The sequence below is a fragment of the Sphaerotilus uruguayifluvii genome (assembly GCF_013294065.1).
GTDB lineage: Bacteria > Pseudomonadota > Gammaproteobacteria > Burkholderiales > Burkholderiaceae_C > Sphaerotilus > Sphaerotilus uruguayifluvii.
Map to the genome: position 1 here is coordinate 1 of NZ_JABSNM010000006.1, position 18,216 is coordinate 18,216.

Annotated in this window: 20 protein-coding genes; 13 read left to right on the top strand and 7 right to left on the bottom strand. The window is 69.9% G+C overall.

Annotation, left to right across the window (positions count from 1 at the left end; all coding sequences use genetic code 11):
- Positions 1-302 precede the first annotated feature (302 nt).
- Positions 303-560, top strand: coding sequence for a peptidoglycan-binding domain-containing protein (locus tag HNQ01_RS22570; protein WP_353621673.1), 258 nt, complete (start codon positions 303-305; stop codon positions 558-560).
- 15 nt (positions 561-575) lie between these two features.
- Here HNQ01_RS22570 and vapC read toward each other — a convergent pair whose 3' ends face one another.
- Both vapC and HNQ01_RS08160 read right to left on the bottom strand, forming a co-directional pair.
- Positions 576-977: a type II toxin-antitoxin system VapC family toxin gene (vapC, locus tag HNQ01_RS08155; RefSeq protein WP_173804884.1), complete on the bottom strand. Its 402-nt coding sequence runs from the start codon at positions 975-977 to the stop codon at positions 576-578.
- The gene (locus tag HNQ01_RS08160) at positions 974-1,168 is read right to left on the bottom strand and encodes a type II toxin-antitoxin system VapB family antitoxin (protein WP_173804885.1); all 195 of its coding nucleotides are present in this window, start codon (positions 1,166-1,168) and stop codon (positions 974-976) included. The genes vapC and HNQ01_RS08160 overlap by 4 nt, the downstream gene beginning before the upstream one ends.
- A 29-nt stretch (positions 1,169-1,197) precedes the next feature.
- Between HNQ01_RS08160 and HNQ01_RS08165 the strand changes: the two genes are divergently transcribed.
- The 5 genes from HNQ01_RS08165 (at position 1,198) to HNQ01_RS08185 (ending at position 4,300) form a co-directional block, all read left to right on the top strand.
- Positions 1,198-1,950, top strand: a complete 753-nt coding sequence (locus HNQ01_RS08165; RefSeq protein WP_173804886.1) for an expansin EXLX1 family cellulose-binding protein — start codon at positions 1,198-1,200, stop codon at positions 1,948-1,950.
- 79 nt (positions 1,951-2,029) lie between these two features.
- Positions 2,030-2,269, top strand: a complete 240-nt coding sequence (locus HNQ01_RS08170; RefSeq protein WP_173805076.1) for a DUF1653 domain-containing protein — start codon at positions 2,030-2,032, stop codon at positions 2,267-2,269.
- Between the two features lie 111 nt (positions 2,270-2,380).
- The gene (locus tag HNQ01_RS08175; RefSeq protein WP_173804887.1) at positions 2,381-2,653 is read left to right on the top strand and encodes a hypothetical protein; all 273 of its coding nucleotides are present in this window, start codon (positions 2,381-2,383) and stop codon (positions 2,651-2,653) included.
- A gap of 80 nt (positions 2,654-2,733) precedes the next feature.
- A complete protein-coding gene (arfB, locus tag HNQ01_RS08180; RefSeq protein WP_173804888.1) occupies positions 2,734-3,123 on the top strand; it encodes an alternative ribosome rescue aminoacyl-tRNA hydrolase ArfB in 390 nt (129 codons plus the stop codon).
- 43 nt (positions 3,124-3,166) lie between these two features.
- Positions 3,167-4,300 carry a J domain-containing protein gene (locus HNQ01_RS08185; protein WP_173804889.1) on the top strand — a complete coding sequence of 378 codons (1,134 nt, stop codon included), beginning with the start codon at positions 3,167-3,169 and terminating at the stop codon, positions 4,298-4,300.
- Positions 4,301-4,309: 9 nt separating this feature from the next.
- Here HNQ01_RS08185 and HNQ01_RS08190 read toward each other — a convergent pair whose 3' ends face one another.
- Positions 4,310-5,320 (bottom strand): DUF72 domain-containing protein, encoded by a 1,011-nt coding sequence (locus tag HNQ01_RS08190; protein WP_173804890.1) that lies wholly within the window; start codon positions 5,318-5,320, stop codon positions 4,310-4,312.
- Positions 5,321-5,430: 110 nt separating this feature from the next.
- On the opposite strand from HNQ01_RS08190, the gene HNQ01_RS08195 reads away from it, so the two are divergent.
- From HNQ01_RS08195 to HNQ01_RS08205, 3 genes are read left to right on the top strand one after another with little or no spacing between them, the layout of a single operon-like run.
- Positions 5,431-6,576 (top strand): GGDEF domain-containing protein, encoded by a 1,146-nt coding sequence (locus HNQ01_RS08195; protein WP_173804891.1) that lies wholly within the window; start codon positions 5,431-5,433, stop codon positions 6,574-6,576.
- Between the two features lie 44 nt (positions 6,577-6,620).
- On the top strand, positions 6,621-7,250 hold the full coding sequence (gene tadA, locus HNQ01_RS08200; protein ID WP_173804892.1) for a tRNA adenosine(34) deaminase TadA: 630 nt from the start codon (positions 6,621-6,623) through the stop codon (positions 7,248-7,250).
- On the top strand, positions 7,247-8,191 hold the full coding sequence (locus tag HNQ01_RS08205) for an LD-carboxypeptidase (RefSeq protein WP_434801490.1): 945 nt from the start codon (positions 7,247-7,249) through the stop codon (positions 8,189-8,191). The genes tadA and HNQ01_RS08205 overlap by 4 nt, the downstream gene beginning before the upstream one ends.
- Before the next feature lie 19 nt (positions 8,192-8,210).
- On the opposite strand, the gene HNQ01_RS08210 is transcribed toward HNQ01_RS08205, so the two are convergent.
- From HNQ01_RS08210 to HNQ01_RS08225, 4 genes are all read right to left on the bottom strand, one after another.
- A complete protein-coding gene (locus HNQ01_RS08210; RefSeq protein ID WP_173804893.1) occupies positions 8,211-9,830 on the bottom strand; it encodes a GGDEF domain-containing protein in 1,620 nt (539 codons plus the stop codon).
- 308 nt (positions 9,831-10,138) lie between these two features.
- Positions 10,139-11,875: a PhoH family protein gene (locus HNQ01_RS08215; RefSeq protein WP_173804894.1), complete on the bottom strand. Its 1,737-nt coding sequence runs from the start codon at positions 11,873-11,875 to the stop codon at positions 10,139-10,141.
- 149 nt (positions 11,876-12,024) lie between these two features.
- Positions 12,025-12,501 carry a peroxiredoxin gene (locus tag HNQ01_RS08220; RefSeq protein ID WP_173804895.1) on the bottom strand — a complete coding sequence of 159 codons (477 nt, stop codon included), beginning with the start codon at positions 12,499-12,501 and terminating at the stop codon, positions 12,025-12,027.
- A gap of 115 nt (positions 12,502-12,616) precedes the next feature.
- Positions 12,617-13,000: an Mth938-like domain-containing protein gene (locus HNQ01_RS08225; protein WP_173804896.1), complete on the bottom strand. Its 384-nt coding sequence runs from the start codon at positions 12,998-13,000 to the stop codon at positions 12,617-12,619.
- Positions 13,001-13,120: 120 nt separating this feature from the next.
- Between HNQ01_RS08225 and HNQ01_RS08230 the strand changes: the two genes are divergently transcribed.
- From HNQ01_RS08230 to HNQ01_RS08245, 4 genes are all read left to right on the top strand, one after another.
- Positions 13,121-14,350, top strand: coding sequence for a pyridoxal phosphate-dependent aminotransferase (locus HNQ01_RS08230; RefSeq protein WP_173804897.1), 1,230 nt, complete (start codon positions 13,121-13,123; stop codon positions 14,348-14,350).
- 115 nt (positions 14,351-14,465) lie between these two features.
- The gene (locus HNQ01_RS08235) at positions 14,466-15,782 is read left to right on the top strand and encodes a homoserine dehydrogenase (protein ID WP_173804898.1); all 1,317 of its coding nucleotides are present in this window, start codon (positions 14,466-14,468) and stop codon (positions 15,780-15,782) included.
- 13 nt (positions 15,783-15,795) lie between these two features.
- A complete protein-coding gene (locus HNQ01_RS08240) occupies positions 15,796-17,160 on the top strand; it encodes a hypothetical protein (protein ID WP_173804899.1) in 1,365 nt (454 codons plus the stop codon).
- A partial coding sequence (locus tag HNQ01_RS08245; protein WP_173804900.1) for a tetratricopeptide repeat protein occupies positions 17,114-18,216 on the top strand: 1,103 nt, incomplete at its 3' end. The genes HNQ01_RS08240 and HNQ01_RS08245, both read left to right, overlap by 47 nt.

Below are 18,216 nucleotides of genomic sequence, written 5' to 3' on the forward strand. Positions count from 1 at the left end.
CCAGTTCGTCGTGCGGTACTTCGTCCGCTTCTTCTTGGCTTCGCTCACCGCGTCAGTCTACGAGCGCTCGGACGCTCGCTTTGTGCAACAGAGCCATTGCGCGACCATGTCACTGGCAGGGCCTGCCATTCGGAAAACTCCAATCGCTACCAAGTGAGGGTACACCAATCAGTACTTGGCAGGACCGAGACTCTGCGTATGTTTCTATAGTCCAAAGCATCGAGAACGTCGCGCGTGAGCTTCTGACCAGCTCTAGTGAATTGGCCGACGAATGGCTGACGTCGCTCCTATTGCGCAGGAAAGTGGTACGCCAAGTCCAGCAGTGGCTTAGCGAAGGTGGGTTCTATCGAGGCCCTATAGACGGCGAGCCAGCGAATCTGCACCTGAGAGAAGCTGTTCGGAGATTTCAGCTCAATGTCAAAATCACCGCCGACGGACTAATTGGTCCGCAAACGCTGCGTGCTATCAAGGCTAGTCAATGCAGAGGAAATTCCGCTCGCGTCAACGCCCAACAAGGCATTAAACCCGACGGCCCCGCCTTCGGCGGGACCTCGGGTTAATTTGGCGTTAGGCGCTCAGTTTTCCACCATTGCGGAACGCAAACCCAGATGCTCAACGAACGGATCAAAATCCCGGTCGCTGTAAAGCAAAGGCAGGTCGTCCTCGATGCACCGTGTCGCGATGATCGTGTCAATGGTTTTGCGTATCGTCACGCCTTGCGCTCTCAGTGCGCGGTAGTTCCGCGCAGCCTGCAGCGCGATCTCTTGCCCGCCCAGCGTGATCACATCCAGCGATGCCATCAGCCTTCTGGCTTGGTTGAAGTCTTTCTCAGTGCTGAAGCCCTGCAGCACTTCGGCAAGGATCAAATCCCCAACCGCAAGTGGTTCGATACTCAACAGCGAATCGAGTCGCTCGGTCTGTGGCGTCACCACCCCACGGAAGAAATCGATCCAGACGCTGGAGTCCACAACAATCACTTGTCGGTCCTCATGGCGTTCAGGTCACCTTCCCACTGCAGCTTGCCGCGGAAGCGCCGCAACTCTTCTTGCTGGCGCAGTCTCAACAGCGTGCGCAAACCAAGCTCAACTGCCTCCTTCTTGGTCTTCAGGCCGGTCAAGCGAAGCACATCGCTCATCAACTTGTCGTCAATCTCAATGTTTGTGCGCATGATGTGTACCTTTTTTGAGAAACATACACATGTTAGCGTCTTCTCATCATCGCTTCTTCGCTGCGGCGTTCTGCCTCGCACCCTCTGACAAAAGACGCGCGCGGCGTCTTCCTTCGCTGGCCCGGATCGCGCTCTGCCTGCCCCTGCTGCTCTCGCCCCTGCAGTCCCGCGCCCAGGCCACGCCCGAGCCGCAGCAGGGCGTCGCCACCCACTACGACGCCACCGGCCCGGCGAACTGCAGCTTCGATCCCGACCCGCGCGAGCGCCTGATCGCGGCGATGAACGCGGTGCAGTACGGCCAGGCCGACTGGTGCGGCGCCTCGGTGCGGGTCGACGGGCCGAAGGGCAGCGTCGTGGTGCGCATCGTCAACCGCTGCCCGGAATGCCCGGCCGGCCACCTCGACCTGAGCCGCGAGGCCTTCGCGCAGATCGCCGATCTGGTGACCGGCATCGTGCCGATCCACTGGCAGCTCGTCAGCCCGGCGCTGTCGGGGCCGATCGCGTATCACTTCAAGCGCGAGAGCAACCCCTACTGGCTGGCGGTGCAGGTGCGCAACCACCGCAACCCGCTGGTGCGGCTGGAATACGACGCCGGCGGCCAGTGGGTCGAGGTGCCGCGCAAGGACTACAACTACTTCGAGATGGCGCTGCCGAAGCAGGGGCCGGGTCATTACCGCTTCCGCGTCACCGACCTTTTCGGGCACCAGCTCGTCGACGAGGCCATCCCCTTCCAGGCGAATGCCACCGTGAAGGGCCGGGCGCAGTTCCCCCCGGCACCCTGAACGAAGACCCGCGGCCCCCGCGGCCCGCCAGGCCCCGCCGGACTTGCGCCCCGCGCCCGCCCGCCGCACCATGCGCGCCATGACGAACGACGACGATCTCTCCCCGCTGCCGACGATCCGCACCGGCCGCTATCGCCACTACAAGGGCGGCGAGTACCAGGTGCTCGGCGTGGTGCGCCACAGCGAGTCCCTCGAGCCGATGGTGCTCTACCGGCCGCTGGGCCGCGATGTCGGCGACTGGGTGCGGCCGTTCGCGATGTTCCTCGAGACGGTGGAGCACCAGGGGCAGCGCGTGCTGCGCTTCAGCCCGATGGATTGACCGGGGCGTGCGGCCAGGCGTCGCGCCTGGTGTCTTGCGCGAGATCACGGCGACCGCATACCCCCGTGGGCACAATGATCCGGACGACCCCAAGGTCAGTGAGGCTCCACCATGAAGCATGTGATCGAGACGACGCCCTCGGGCCTGCACATCACCGCGACGGTCGGCGCCGACCGGCAGGCGGTGCTGCTCGAGGCGTTCGGCCAGTGCGCCGCCGGCACCTGCTCGTGCCCGTCGGCGCAGTACGGCAAGCTCCAGGCCATCGAGGTGCAGGCTGGCGAGGGCAGCGTGTCCGTCGAGCTGACCGCGCGCGAAGGCGAGCAGCTCGACCCGGAGGACATCGCGCGCTGCCTCGACCACACCGCGCGGCAGGTCGGCGCCTGAGCGGCGCATTTCCCGGACAGGCAGGCTGAGGCCGGAGCGGGCCGCTAGACTGGCAGCCGCTGCCATGACCTGCCCACGCCATGATCTTCCCGCACGAGCTGCACTTCACCGCGATCCGCGCCCAGGGGCCGGGCGGGCAGAACGTCAACAAGGTGTCGTGCGCGGTGCATCTGCGCTTCGACATCCGGGCCTCCTCGCTGCCGGAGGCGGTCAAGGAGCGGCTGCTGCAGTCGCCCGACCAGCGCGTCAGCCGCGATGGCGTCATCGTCATCAAGGCGCAGGCCTCGCGCAGCCTGGAGCAGAACAAGCTGGAGGCGGTCGCGCGGCTGCAGGCGCTGGTGGCCGAGGCCGCGCGGGTGCTGCCGCCGCGCAAGGCGACGAAGCCGACGCGCGGCTCGCAGCGCCGCCGGCTCGAGGCCAAGTCGCAGCGCGGCGAGGTCAAGGCCGGGCGCGGCAAGGTCGGCTGGTGAGCTGACGGGCGGGCCGCGCTCGGGGGCCGGCACAATGCCGCCCATGAGTCCTGATTGTCCGAACCCGGCCCTGCCGGCGACGCTGCCCGCCGACGACCCTTCGCCCGCGCAGGAGGCCGGCGCCGTTCCCGCGCGCCGCGCCAGCGAGGCGCAGCAGCGCCACGACCGCCTGATGCGCGAGATCGAGCAGCTGCGCGAGCGGCTGCAGCAGTGGCAGCAGTGCGAGAGCCGCTATCACGAGCGGGTCGCGCGCGAGCTGCAGCCGGAGCTGAAGCGCTGGTGCGAGCGGCTGCGCGAGCTGGCGCTGCGCATGGAGGGCGCGCTGTTCCTCGATCCGCCGCCCGGCAAGCCGATCGGCCGCGCAGCGCGGCTGAAGGCCGGCCAGTGGATGCTGTCGCTGGCCGCGGCGGTGCTGGCCGAGCGGCCGGACGACGCCGAGATGCTGGCGCTGCGCGCGCGCCATCAGGACGATCTGCCCGCCGAGGACGCCGAGGACGAGCCGGACGCCGAGCAGGCCGCCGCCCCGGCCGAGGATCCCGACGACGGCCTGGAGCCCTGGGAGCGCGAGGCCGCGCGCCGCCGCGCCCAGGCCGAGGCCAGCCGCCAGGCCGCCAAGCAGGGCCGCAAGGCGCAGGCCGAGCGCGAGCGCCGCGAGCGCCACGGCGGGCGCACCGCCAGCGCCGGTGCGGCCTCGCTGCGCGAGGTCTACCGCCGTCTGGCCAGCCGGCTGCACCCGGACCGCGAGCCCGACGAGGCCGTGCGCGCGCGCAAGACCGCGCTGATGCAGCAGGCCAACCAGGCCTACGCCGCCGGCGACCTGCTGGCGCTGCTGGAGCTGCAGCGCCTTCACCTGCCCGAGCCGGTCGCCGCGCCGGTGGTGGCGGCCGCTGCCTCGGCCGCCGGGGGCGACGAGGAGGCGCGGCTGCGCGACCTGATCGCGGTGCTGGCCGCGCAGCGCGAGCGTCTGCAGGCGGAGATCGACGAGATGGTGCGCCGCTTCGCGGTGATGCGCCCGGACCTGCCCGCGCGCGCCGACACCATCACGCCGCAGCTGATCGAGACGCTGCTCGGCACCGAGATCCGCGAGCTGCGCGCCCGCGCGACCGCACTGGAGCGCGATCTGGGCTACTGCCGCGATCCGGCCAGCTTGGGCGCATGGCTGCGGGCGTTCGCCTGAGGCCGGCGCTCAGGCCGGCGCGACCGCCCGTGCCAGCTCGACCACCGAGCAGGGCGCCGAGCCCTCGGCCTTGTTGTTGACGGTGACCAGCACCGGGTGCCCGGCCGCGGCGGTGCCGCGCATGATGCGCGCCAGCGCCTCGCGGGTGGACGGATCGGGATCGACCAGCCGGTCGAAGGGCGCGTAGCCGGCCTTGGCGGCCTCGTAGCCGTGCGCGCCGTGGCGCCGGTTCAGGTTCCAGCGGCAGACGAAGGCGCCGGGCCACATCGCCCGCAGCAGCGGCAGCTGCGCCTCGATCGGCGGCAGCCGCGGGTGCAGGCCCAGGCAGTAGCGCGCGCCGGCGGCCTTCAGCACGTCGCGGAAGGCGGGAACGAGCCATTCCGGGTCGCGCACCTCGACGGCGATCACCGCCTCCGGGGCTCGCGGCGCCAGCGCCGGCAGCGACTCGAGCAGATGCGCCAGCCGCCGCAGCAGCGCCGGCAGGTCGGCCTTCAGCGCGCCGGGCAGCGGCCCGATCTCGATCACCAGCGCGCCGGCTCGTGTGCCCAGGCCCTCGAGCACCGGCTGCACGAACTGTTCGGTGGTCAGCGCCGGGTCGAGAAAGCCGGGATTGAGCCCGACCGGCCGGCCGCCGGCGTCGCGCTGCGCGCCGTCGCTGATCAGCGCGGGGGCCTTGACGACGAAGCGGAAGTCCTCGGGCACCTGCGCGGCCAGCGCGGCGAACTGCGCCGCCGTCATCGGCCGGTAGTAGCTGCGGTCGAGGCTGACGGTGCGCAGCAGCGGGTGGCGCGCGTAGGCGGCCAGGCCTTCGCGGGCCAGCGTCGCCTCGTCATGCCGACCGGCCCAGACCAGGCCGGTCCAGCCGGGAAAGCTCCAGGACGAGGTGCCCAGGCGCAGGCTGGCGGGCAGGCGTGCGGCCAGGGCCTGCGTGCCGGCCTCCAGCCGGGCCGGCTCGACGAGCGGCAGGGGGGCGAACAGCGTGTCCTGGAGCGATTCGGGCGAGGGCAGGGGTGAGGGCATTCCCGGATCGTTGCATAGGTCACGGCACCATTGCGCCCGACATGGCAACGGTCAAGTTTCGCAGCCCGGGTTTCAGTGCGAAAATGAAAGAACCCCAGCTGTACCCACCCATGTCCGCATCCCAAGCCGATTCTGCCGCCCCGGGCGGTCCGTCGCCGTTGCCGCGGGTGCACTGGCTGGTGGCGATGAACCGCCGCAACCGCACGCTGGGCTTCGCGCTGCTGTGGCTGGTCATGGCGGCGCAGATGCGCTGGCATGCGGCCTCGGGGCCGCTGGCCTGGACGCTGCTGACGCTGCACCTGCTGGTGCTGCCGCAGATGATGTACTGGCGCGCCTGCCGCGCCGCGAATCCGCGCGAGACCGAGGTCGGGCACATGCTGCTCGACGCGCTGATGTTCGGCCTGTGGTCGGGCTGGCTCGGCCATCCGCTGTGGATCTCCGGGCTGACGCTGGTCTGCACCACGGTCAACCTGATGGCCTTCCGCGGGCCGCCCGGTGCGCTGCAGGCCGGCGCGCTCTATCTGGTCGGGGCGCTGGCGACCGGCTTCGGCCTGGGCATCGAGCCGGTGCTGCAGACCGACCGGACCGCGACGCTGCTGGCGCTGTTCACGATGGAGGTCTATCTGCTCGGCTTCGCCTGGGGCGCCTACCAGCGCTCGCTGCAGCTGCACCGCACCCGCGGCCAGCTGCGCGAGCGCGAGCAGGACCTGCAGCGCCGGCTCGACGAGATCGCGCTGCTGCAGGTGCGGCTGGCCGAGCAGGCGCGGCGCGATCCGCTCACCGGCCTGCACAACCGGCGCTTCCTGGTCGAGCATCTGGGCGCGCGCCAGTCCGGACGGCCGGCCGCGCCGCCGCTGGGCGTGATGCTGATCGACATCGACCACTTCAAGCGCGTCAACGACAGCCACGGCCATGCGGCGGGCGACGCGGTGCTGCAGGCGGTGGCCCGGCTGCTCGAGCAGCGCCACGGCGGCGAGGCCGAGGTGGTCTGCCGCTATGGCGGCGAGGAGTTCCTGCTGCTGCTGCCCTACCGGGGCGCGGCGCGCATGCGCGCGCTGGCCGAGCAGCTGCGCGTCGAGGCCGAGCTGCTGCGGCTGCCGCTCGGCGAGGGCCAGAGCCTGATCGGCGTGACGCTGTCGATCGGCTGGGCCTGCGGGCATGACGAGCCCTTCGAGGCCCTGCTCGATCGTGCCGACCGGGCGCTCTACCGCGCCAAGCAGGGCGGGCGCAACCGGGTCGAGTCGGGCCTGGCCTGAGCGGCCGGCCGCGCCGGTCGCGTCCGGGTCCGTATCATCGGCGCATGTCCGATTCCCTTTTCACGCCCGCCGACGAGCGCGCGATGCGCCTGGCGCTCGACCAGGCGCTCAATGCCGCGCTGGTCGGCGAGGTGCCGGTCGGCGCGGTGATCCTGCGCGACGGCCAGGTCATCGCCACCGGCTACAACCGCCCGATCACCACCCACGACCCGACGGCGCATGCCGAGATGGTGGCGCTGCGCCATGCCGCCGAGCTGCTCGAGAACTACCGCCTGCCCGACTGCGAGCTGTTCGTGACGCTGGAGCCCTGCGCGATGTGCGCGATGGCGCTGATGCATGCGCGCTTCAGGCGCGTGGTCTTCGGCGCGCCGGACCCCAAGACCGGCTCGGCCGGCTCGGTGGTCGACCTGTTCGCGCAGCCGCAGCTCAACCACCACACCACGGTGCAGGGCGGCCTGCTGGCCGGGCCCTGCGGCGACCTGCTGCGCGAGTTCTTCGCCCGGCGCCGCGCCGAGCAGAAGGCGCAGCGCCAGCGCGAGCGCGAGGCGCTCGCCGGCCTGCAGGCGGGCGCGGCCGACCTGCCGGCCATTCCGGCCGGCGAGGTGAGCGAGCTCGATCCGGTGCAGCTCGGCGCGCTCTCGAACGATCTCTCCGACCTGGGATTCAAGCCATGATGACCGAACCCGCCAGCGCGGCCCGACCGACGCTGACCCTCTACAGCCCGTCCGGCGTCGTGATGCGCGCGCCCGACCTGCGCCGCGCCGCCACCCGCCTGGAGCGGCTGGGCTTCGCGGTGACGGTCGACGCCAGCGCGACCGCGAAGTTCCAGCGCTTCGCCGGCGACGACGACACCCGGCTGGCGGCGCTGCACCGCGTCGCCGACGCCGCGCCCTCGATCGCGCTGGCCACCCGCGGCGGCTACGGGCTGACCCGGCTGCTCGACCGCATCGAGTGGGACCGGCTGGCCGCGGCGGTCGACCGCGGCACCCGCTGGGTCGGCTACAGCGACCAGACCGCGCTGCAGCTGGCGCTGCTGGCGCACACCGGGCGCAGCAGCTGGCACGGCCCGCTGGGCATCGAGGACTTCGGCCGCACCGACGGCGACGGCCCCGGCGGCCTGGACGACCTGACGCCCGACTGCTTCATCGAGGCGATGAGTGGCGAGCTCGAGGCGGTGGGCTTCCGCACCGAGGCCGGCTTCGACGGTCTGGAGGCCGAGGGCGTGCTGTGGGGGGGCAACCTGACGGTGCTGTGCTCGCTGCTGGGCACGCCGCACTGGCCGCGCATCGAGGGCGGCATCCTCTTCGTCGAGGACATCAACGAGCACCCGTACCGTGTCGAGCGCATGCTGCTGCAGCTGCACCAGGCCGGGGTGCTGGCGGCGCAGAAGGCGGTGGTGCTGGGCGACTTCGGCGGCTGGCGCAAGTCGCCGCTGGACCGCGGCTACACGCTCAGGACGATGGTGGCGCACCTGCGCTCGGTCTGCCCGGTGCCGGTGCTGACCGGGCTGCCCTTCGGCCATGTGCCGACCAAGGTGACGCTGCCGGTGGGCCGCGTCGTCGACCTGGTGGTGCAGCGCCGCGACGCGCTGCTGGCCTGGGCGGACGACCACTGAGGAGTGCCGCGCGGGCGGCTCAGGCGTCGTCCCGGCGCAGCGACTTGTCGGCGTACATCTGCAGGTCGCTGCGGCGCATCAGCGTGGCCTGGGTGTCGCCGGTGCGGGCCTGTGCCAGCCCGAGGCTCGCGGTGACCTGCAGCCCCGGGGAGATCGCGCCCCAGTCGTGGCGCGCGATCTCGCCGCGCAGCCGCTCGACCACCGGGCGGGCGCCGCGCTCGTCGGTGTCGGGCAGGATCAGCACGAACTCGTCGCCGGCCAGCCGCGCGGCGAGGTCGCGCTGGCGCAGCACATGGCGCAGCAGCTGCGCCATGCGGCGCAGCACCTCGTCGCCGACGACGTGCGAGTGCAGGTCGTTGATCTGCTTGAAGCGGTCGATGTCGATCATCACCAGGCACCACGGCAGCGCCGTGTCGCCCTCCGCCTCGGTCTGGCGCAGCATCGCGTCGACCTGATGCTCGAGATGGCGGCGGTTGGCCAGGCCGGTCAGCGAGTCCTCCAGCGAGAGCTTCTCGAAGCGGCGCGTGCTGACCTGCAGGTCGGCCAGCGCGCGCGACTGCTGCCGCCAGGCCAGGCGCAGCGCGGCGATGCGTTCGCGCGCGGCCATGTTCTCGCATTCCTGGCCGAGCTGCTCGCGCCGGAAGGCCCGGAAGGCCGCCAGCGCCTCGACCGGCCGGCCGCAGCGCTCGAGCAGGTCGACCTGCATGTGGTGGGCGATCAGCAGCACGCGGGTGTGGTGCAGCCGGTCCGGCGCGCCGAGCAGGTGGTCGATCAGCGCCTGCGCGCGCTCCAGACGGCCGTCCTCGAGCGCCCGCCGCGCGAACAGCCAGGCCGCCAGCGCGCGCAGCCAGTGCGGCTCGAGGCTGTCGATCGGCCGCTCGCTCAGGTCGGCGAGGCCGGGAATGCTGCCCGCGGGCAGGAAGGCGCCCAGCCCGGTCTCGACGACCTGCAGCAGCAGCGGCGCGAGCGTGTGGTCATGCTCGGCGGCCAGCGCGCGCAGTTCGCCGTCGCGCTGCAGCTCGCGCAGCTGCTCCAGCGTCTCGATCGCCTGCGCGCCGACGCCGGCCGGCTGGCCGGTCTGGCGGCACATCTCGAGGCGGTGCAGCTCGTTGAACAGCAGGTTGATCAGCGGCTGCGTGACCGCGCCGGCATGGACATGCACGCGCGCCAGCTCGGCGCTGCGCAGCAGCGCGCGCCGGGCGTAGTCGCTGTCGCGGCACAGCGTCGCCACGCCGAGGTAGTTGTAGGCGATCGCGGTGTGTGCGCCATCGGGCAGCGTCTCGGCGAGCTGCACGGCCAGCGTCGCGCTCTCGATGGCTTCCTCGGCGTAGGCCTGCAGCGTCAGCAGGTAGGCGACCTGCGACAGCGCGATCGATTCGCTGCGCACGTCGCCGGCCAGATGGAAGAGGTGGGCGGATTGCCGCGCATGCGCAAGCGCCTGCTGCGGTGGCATGCGGGCATCGCGCAAGGCGGCGCGTGCGAGCAGGTCGAAGGCGTGGGCCTGGATCGACAGGTCGCCGCTCGACTTGGCGCGCGCCAGGGCATCGGAGGCATGGCTCAGCCCGGCCGCGACGTCGCCGCGCACCAGGGCCTGCCTTGCCGCCTCGATGCCCGGGGAAGGTCGGCCTTCTTCGGTCATGAATCGACGGGAATGCGGACGCCTCCCGCCCCGGCCGCTCCTAGGAGCCCCCCCGTAGCCGGATCACGCCCGTGTTGATGTTGTTGCTCTGGGTCGTGTTCCTGTCGGATGCTGCGATGAACAGGAACGTACCATTGTCGCAGATTTGCTGATTTTCCTTGCGGTCTGCGGAGGTGTCCCGGTGCTGTTCCGTGATCGATGCACGGATGGTCCATGGACAGTCCGGTCATGAAAAAGGGTGCCTTTCGGCACCCTGGGCAGGTGGCGGGCAGCACGGTGCGGCCCTGCGTTCGCTGGGGTCCACCCCGTCAGAGCACCTCGGAGGCGAAGTCCGCCAGGCGCGAGCGCTCGCCGCGCGCCAGCGTGATGTGGCCCGCGTGCGGCCAGCCCTTGAAGCGGTCGACCGCGAAGGTCAGGCCGGACGAGCCCTCGGTGAGGTAGGGCGTGTCGATCTGCGCCAGGTTGCCCAGGCAGATGATCTTCGTGCCGGGGCCGGCGCGGGTGATCAGCGTCTTCATCTGCTTCGGCGTCAGGTTCTGCGCCTCGTCGATGATGACGATCTTGTTCAGGAAGGTGCGCCCGCGCATGAAGTTCAGGCTCTTGATCTTGATCTTGCTGCGCACGAGATCGTTGGTCGCGGCCCGGCCCCATTCGCCGGCGCTGGTGTCGCCGCGCGCCAGGACTTCCAGGTTGTCGTCGAGCGCGCCCATCCACGGGCTCATCTTCTCCTCCTCGTTGCCGGGCAGGAAGCCGATGTCCTCGCCCACCGGCACCGTCACGCGGGTGACGATGATCTCGGTGTAGCGGCGCTCGTCGAGCACCTGGCTGAGCGCGGCGGCCAGCGTCATCAGCGTCTTGCCGGTGCCGGCGGTGCCGGTCAGCGTGATGAAGTCGCAGTCGGGGTCGGTCAGCAGGTTCAGCGCGAAGTTCTGCTCGCGGTTGCGCGCGGTCACGCCCCAGACGGCGTTCTTCGCGTGGGTGAAGTCCTTGAGCGTGCGGATGACGGCGGTCTTGCCGGTGATCTCGGTGACGCGGGCGTAGAGCGGCGCGTTGCCCGGGCTCTCCAGGTAGACGAACTGGTTGATCATCAGCGCCGGTACCAGCGGGCCGCTGATGCGGTAGAAGGTCGAGCCGCCCTGCTGCCAGCTCTCCATCGTCTTGCCATGGCGCTCCCAGAAGTCGCCCGGCAGCTGCAGCACGCCGGTGTAGAGCAGGTCGGCGTCTTCCAGCGTCTTGTCGTTGAGGTAGTCCTCGGCAGCCAGGCCCAGCGCGCGGGCCTTGATGCGCATGTTGATGTCCTTGGACACCAGCACGACCTCGCGCGCAGGCTGCTGGGCGCGCAGGGCCTGCACCACGCCCAGGATCTGGTTGTCGGCCTTGCCCTGCGGCAGGCCGTCGGGCAGCTTGAAGTCGACGAAGGTGGTCTGGAAGAACAGCTTGCCGCCGGCCTCGCGGTGGCCGGTGCGCGCCAGCGCGATGCCGGCGCCCGGGTCGAAGTCCTTGGCCTCGCCCTGGCTGGCGGCCAGCGCGTCGAGCTCGCGGCTGACCTGGCGCACGTTGCGCGAGACCTCGCTCATGCCCTTCTTGTGGCCGTCGAGCTCCTCGAGCGTGATCATCGGCAGGTAGACGTCATGCTCCTCGAAGCGGAACAGCGACATCGGGTCGTGCATCAGCACGTTGGTGTCGAGAACGAAGAGCTTGGCCGGGCCGCCGGTGCTGGCGCGGCTGCGGCGCGGCCGGGTCGCTGCAGCCGGCGCGGGCGCGGGCGCCGCGGCGACCGCGGCCTTCGTGCGGGGCGTGCGTGCCGGCCTGGCCGGCGCGGCCGCAGGCGCCTTGGCCTCGACCGGCGCCGCAAGGGCGACCGCGGGGGTGATCGGAGGCGCGGCCACCGGCTGCTGCGGGGGCTGGAGTTCGAGCGCGCTGCTGTCCTCGACGGCGGCCGGCTTCGGCAGCGAGCGTCGTGACGGTTTCGGCGCCGACTGGGCGTCGAAGGCGGAAGGGTCGAGGACGGAGCCGCGCTTGGCAGGGGGTTTGGGCAGAGGCATGAGCGAAAGCGTCAACGTGAAAAGAAAAAGCCGCACAGCAAGCTGGGCGGCTTCTCGATCGGGGAATGCGGTTCAGGGCTTACGCGCATGAACCCATTATGCACAGGACGCTGCAGGCGCCAAGCCCGCGCACGCGCCGGCTTTCGCGCTCAGGCGGGGTTCTTCAGCTCCTGCACGGCCTTCAGGACGTCCTCGACATGGCCGGCGACCTTGATGCCGCGCCATTCGGTGCGCAGCAGGCCTTCGGAGTCGATCAGGAAGGTCGAGCGCTCGATGCCCTTGACCTTCTTGCCGTACATGATCTTGTTCTTCACGACGCCGAACATGTGGCAGAGCTTCTCCTCGGTGTCGGCGATCAGCTCGAAGGGCAGCTCGAGGTTCTGCTTGAACTTGTCGTGCGAGGCCATGTTGTCGCGCGACACGCCGAACACCACCGCGCCCGCGTTCGTGAAATCCTTGTGATGATCACGGAACTGCATCGCTTCCGTGGTGCAGCCGGGCGTGCTGTCCTTGGGGTAGAAATACAGCACCACCGTCTTGCCGAGGAAGGCCTGGGGGGTGAACTTCACGCCACCGGTTGCATTCGCTTCAAATTCCGGCAGAGGTTTGTTGAGAGCGGGCGTCATGCAAGTTCTGTAGTCTTGTGGATCCCTGATGGGGATAAGCCCATCATTATACTGCCAGTTGGAGGCACTGCCGGCGCCGCCCGGGTTCGGCCGGGCGGGGGATCCCGGCCGCTGCTCAGCCGATGAGCAGCGCCGCCACGGCGCGCCGGCCTTCGCTCACCAGCACGTTGTAGGTGCGGCAGGCCGCGGCGGTGTCCATGCACTCGATGCCGATGCGCGCCTCGATCAGGCCGCGGGTGATCGACGGATGCACGAAGCGCAGCGTGCGGCCGCTGCCGAAGATCACCAGCTCCGGCTCGAGGGCCAGCAGCGCGTCGAAGTCCTCGCGCTGCAGGTCCTCGACGCGGCTGCGCGGCCAGGCGCGCACCGCGCCGCGCCAGGGCACGATGACGCTGCTGCGCCACTGCTCGAGCGCGGTCTGGTTGTTGACCGAGACGGCGTCGGTGGCGGTGCTGAAGATGGCGTTGACGCCGTCGAGTCGGTCGGGCTGGAGTTTCACGGCAGGGCAGGGCGGGCGGGATGCGCTAAATTCTAGCCTTTGGCCGACAATGGCCGCCCTGCTGTCCCCCCTGCGCCGTCTCCAGCGTTCCTTCTCTCTCACCGCGAACAGGATTCCCCCGTGCTCAAGACCGTCGCCAAGTCCGGCAAGCTCGCCAACGTGTGCTACGACATCCGTGGCCCGGTGCTGGAAAAGGCCCGCCAGATGGAGGAAGAGGGCCACAAGATCATCAAGCTCAACATCGGCAACCTGGCGGTGTTCGGGCTGGAGCCGCCCGACGAGATCGTGCAGGACATGATCCGCAACCTGCCGCACGCGGCCGGCTACACCGACTCCAAGGGCCTGTTCGCGCCGCGCAAGTCGGTCGTGCACTACACCCAGGAGAAGGGCATCCGCGGCGTGACCGTCGATGACGTCTACCTGGGCAACGGCGCCTCCGAGCTGATCTCGATGGCGATGAACGCGCTGCTCGACGACGGCGACGAGGTGCTGATCCCCTCGCCCGACTATCCGCTCTACACCGCGGTGGTGGCGCTGTCGGGCGGCCGCCCGGTGCACTACCTCTGCGACGAGTCGTCGGAGTGGATGCCCGACCTCGACGACATCCGCGCCAAGATCACGCCGCGCACCAAGGCGCTGGTGATCATCAACCCGAACAACCCGACCGGCGCGCTCTATCCGGAGCCGGTGCTCCAGGAACTGATCGAGATCGCCCGCCAGCATCAGCTGATCGTCTTCGCCGACGAGATCTACGACAAGACGCTGTTCGACGGCAATGTCCACACCAGCATCGCCTCGCTGGCCGACGACGTGCTGATCCTGACCTTCAACGGCCTGTCAAAGAACTACCGCTCCTGCGGCTACCGCGCCGGCTGGATGGTGGTGTCGGGCGACAAGCGCCATGCGCGCGACTACATCGAGGGCCTGAACATGCTGGCATCGATGCGGCTGTGCGCCAACACGCCGGGCCAGCTGGCCATCCAGACGGCCCTGGGCGGCTACCAGAGCATCAAGGACCTGGTGGCGCCGGGCGGCCGCCTGTGCCGCCAGCGCGACCTGGCGCACCGGCTGCTCTCCGAGATTCCCGGCGTATCCTGCGTCAAGCCCAAGGCGGCGCTCTACATGTTCCCGCGCCTGGACCCGAAGATGTACCCGATCCAGGACGACCAGCAGTTCGCCTACGAGCTGCTGGCCGAGGAGAAGGTGCTGATCGTGCAGGGCACCGGCTTCAACTGGGCCACGCCGGACCATTTCCGCCTCGTCTTCCTGCCGAACTCCGACGACCTGACCGACGCGATCGGGCGCATCGCGCGCTTCCTCGACGGCTATCGCCGGCGCCACGGCGCCTGAGCCGGCGCGGGCTCCACCTCCCAGGTTCTCTCTCGCTTCTCTCGCCTGCACCGACGGAACTCCGGTGCAGTTTCTCACCCAAGAGACGGCGCAGTCACAAGCGCCACCCGTTCGCATGAAACCCATCCAAGTCGGCCTGCTGGGCATCGGTACTGTCGGTAGCGGCACCTTCAACGTGCTCACTCGCAACCAGGAAGAGATCCGCCGCCGTGCGGGCCGCGGCATCGAGATCACGATGGTGGCGGACCTGAACGTCGAGCGCGCCCGTGAGATCGTCGGCGACCGCGCCCGCGTCGTGGCCGATGCGCGCGAGATCATCGCCAATCCCGAGATCGACATCGTCATCGAGCTGATCGGCGGCTATGGCATCGCCCGCGCGCTGGTGCTCGAAGCCATCAGCGCCGGCAAGCATGTCGTCACCGCCAACAAGGCGCTGCTGGCGGTGCACGGCACCGAGATCTTCGCCGCGGCCAGCGCCAAGGGCGTGATGGTGGCCTTCGAGGCGGCGGTGGCCGGGGGCATCCCGATCATCAAGGCGCTGCGCGAGGGCCTGACCGCCAACCAGGTGCAGTGGGTCGCCGGCATCATCAACGGCACGACCAACTTCATCCTGTCGGAGATGCGCGACAAGGGCCTGGACTTCGACGTCGTGCTCAAGGAAGCGCAGCGCCTGGGCTACGCCGAGGCCGACCCGACCTTCGACATCGAGGGCGTCGACGCCGCGCACAAGGCCACGCTGATGAGCGCGCTGGCCTTCGGCATTCCGGTGCAGTTCGACAAGGCGCATGTCGAGGGCATCACGAAGCTGGCCGCGGCCGACATCCGCTACGCCGAGCAGCTCGGCTACCGCATCAAGCTGCTGGGCATCGCCAAGCGCCGCGACGACGTCGGCGGCATCGAGCTGCGCGTGCACCCGACGCTGGTGCCGGCCAAGCGCCTGATCGCCAATGTCGAGGGCGCGATGAACGCCGTGATGGTGCAGGGCGACGCCGTGGGCACGACGCTGTACTACGGCAAGGGCGCCGGCTCCGAGCCGACCGCCTCGGCGGTGATCGCCGACCTGGTCGACATCACCCGCCTGCACACCGCCGACCCCGACCACCGCGTGCCGCACCTGGCCTTCCAGGCCGACGAGCTGCGCGACACGCCGGTGCTGCCGATCAGCGAGATCCGCACCGCCTTCTACCTGCGCCTGCGCGTGGCTGACCAGAAGGGCGTGCTCTCGGCGATCACCGCGATCCTGGCGGCCTCCGACATCTCGATCGACGCGGTGCTGCAGCGCGAGTCCAACGAGGGCGAGCACCAGACCGACGTCATCATCCTGACGCACGAGACCCAGGAAGGCGCGATGCGCGACGCGCTGGCGCAGATGCAGGCGCTGCCGACGGTGCTGGCGCCGATCGTGTCGCTGCGCAAGGAAGAGCTGGCCTGAGCGGGATGCGGCCGTGACGATCGATTCCCGTGAGGTGCTGCTGGACGAGCTGGCCACCGTCCTGCAGAACGATCCCGGTGCGCTCGATGCCACCGACCCGCGCTATGTGCCGGGGCTTCACGGAACCGGGGCCGAGGATGTCGTCCTCACCCTGGCACGATCGATCCGCCGCACCACCGGCTCGCAGCTCTACTACTTCAGCGGCCAGCGCGGCACCGGCAAGAGCACGGAGCTGCGCCGGCTGGCGGTCGAGCTCAACGGCCTGTCGCGCACGAAGGCCTTCATCGTCGACGTGCTGGAGTACATCGGCGAGAGCCATCCGATCCGCACGATCGACCTGCTGCTGGTGACCGCGCTGGCTTTTGCCGATCGGCTGAGCGCGGGTGACGCCTTCGGTGCGGACTTCCGCCGCGAGTCGGTGGCCAGCCGTTTCGGGCAGTGGCTGCAGTCGGATGTCCAGATCACCAGCCTGACGCTGGGCGGCGCCAAGATGGAGTTCAAGCGGCAGCAGCAGAGCATCCTGCAGCACATCCGCGACTTCGATCTGGCCCGCGAGGAGCGCACGCTGGCGCAGTGCCGCGAGTACATCCGCGAGATGGCCGTGGCCGTGCGGCAGCGCTTCCAGGTCGACAAGGTGGTGCTGCTGGTCGACTCGCTCGAGCGGCTGCGCGGCGTCGGGGACAGCGCGGCTGCGGACATGTTCAACCGCGTCGTCAAGCTGTTCGATGCCGACCGCGAGCATCTGCGCCTGCCCGAGCTACAGGTGGTCTATGCGGTGCCGCCGTATCTGCCCTATCTGACGAATGTCGGGCAGTACGTCAGCCTGTCCATGCTGGCATCGGTCAGGGTGTGCGAGCCGCCTGCCAAGGCCAGACGTCAGCCGCGCGAGCAGGGCTTGCAGGTCATGCGGCGGGTGCTGGACCGGCGTTTTCCGCGCTGGGCCGAACTGGTCAGCCCGGAGGCCCTGGACCTGCTGGCGCTGCGCTCCGGCGGCGATCTGCGCCAGTTGCTGCGCCGCTTCCTGCTGGACGCGATGGACCAGGGCTACTACGCGCTGGATCGTCTGCCGCTGCAGGCCGACGATCCGATCATCACCACGGTGATCGACCGGCACCGCGTGGAGTTCGAGAGCATGGTCACCCGTGACGAGTACGCGCTGCTGCATGCCATCGCCGCGGTGAGCGCGCTGGATCTGCCCAGGCGCAGCGACTGGCCGACGGTGGCGCGCTTCTTCGACATCCGTGCGGTGCTGAACTATCGCAACGGAGTCGAGTGGCTGGATCTCAATCCCTTGCTGTGGCCGCTGATCGAGCGGTTCGCGCCTGTTTCCGATGACACCGGCAGCGTCTCCGCCCCGTCCGGCTCTGCAGTCGCTTGAGGCGGCCACGCAGCAGGCCTGGCGCCAGCTCGAGCGCCGCCTGCGGCTGCTGCATGGCTTCGGACTGCTGGTCTACAGCGTCACGACGCCTGCGCTGGCCGAGGCCCTCAAGGCGCGTCTGAGCGAGCACCTGCGCCGCCAGGGGCGCCCCCTGATCGCCATCGGTTCGTCCCATCCAGAGCGCTTCGCCGAGCTGTCGCTCAAGGCCTTGTTCGGTGTTCCCCAGCCCGCCGATGCCGGGGCCTGCTGGCTGGAGGTGCATCGCGGTGCCGGCCTCGCGTCCTGGGATGCCGAGCGGCGTGAACTGCTGCTCCGCCTGAACGAGCGGCGCAGCATCCTGGAGGCCGAGCGCCATGTCCCGCTGATCCTGCTGTTGCCTGCAGGCGGCGCGGCCGAGATGGCCCATCTCGCGCCCGACCTGTGGCATGTCCGGCTGCAGTCGGTCGAGCTGGCCGCGGCCGTCTTGCCTGACAGCGCTGACCGATCGGTCGATCCCGTGATCGATGCCCCCCTGTCGTTGCAGGCCGAGCCGCAGATCGATGCGGTGCTAGGCTACTGGTCCGATCAATGGCGCCTGAATTTCGACGGACTCTCCGCCAGCGAACTGCGCGCCGATCATCCCCGGCTTTGGGATATCTCGCTGTGGGATGGTGGGCGGGCGCTGGAGGTCTGTCTGCGATACGGTCGCCTGGATCAGGCAGGCATGGTGGCGCAAGAACTGCTGAGCGTGTCGCGCTTGCGTCTCCGTGCTGAATCTGACCGACCGCAGCATGTCCGACTGCGGGACGTGTCGATCTCGCTGGACAACGTGGGCCAGGTGGCGCAGGCGCAGGGCGACTGGACGGGGGCGGAGAGCGCGTACCGAGAAAGCCTGGGGATTCGCCGGGAGCTGGTGAAGAGGCTGGGCGGGACGCCGGAGGCGCTGCGGGACGTGTCGATCTCGCTGGACAACGTGGGCCAGGTGGCGCAGGCGCAGGGCGACTGGACGGGAGCGGAGAGCGCGTACCGAGAAAGCCTGGGGATTCGCCGGGAGCTGGTGGAGAGGCTGGGCGGGAC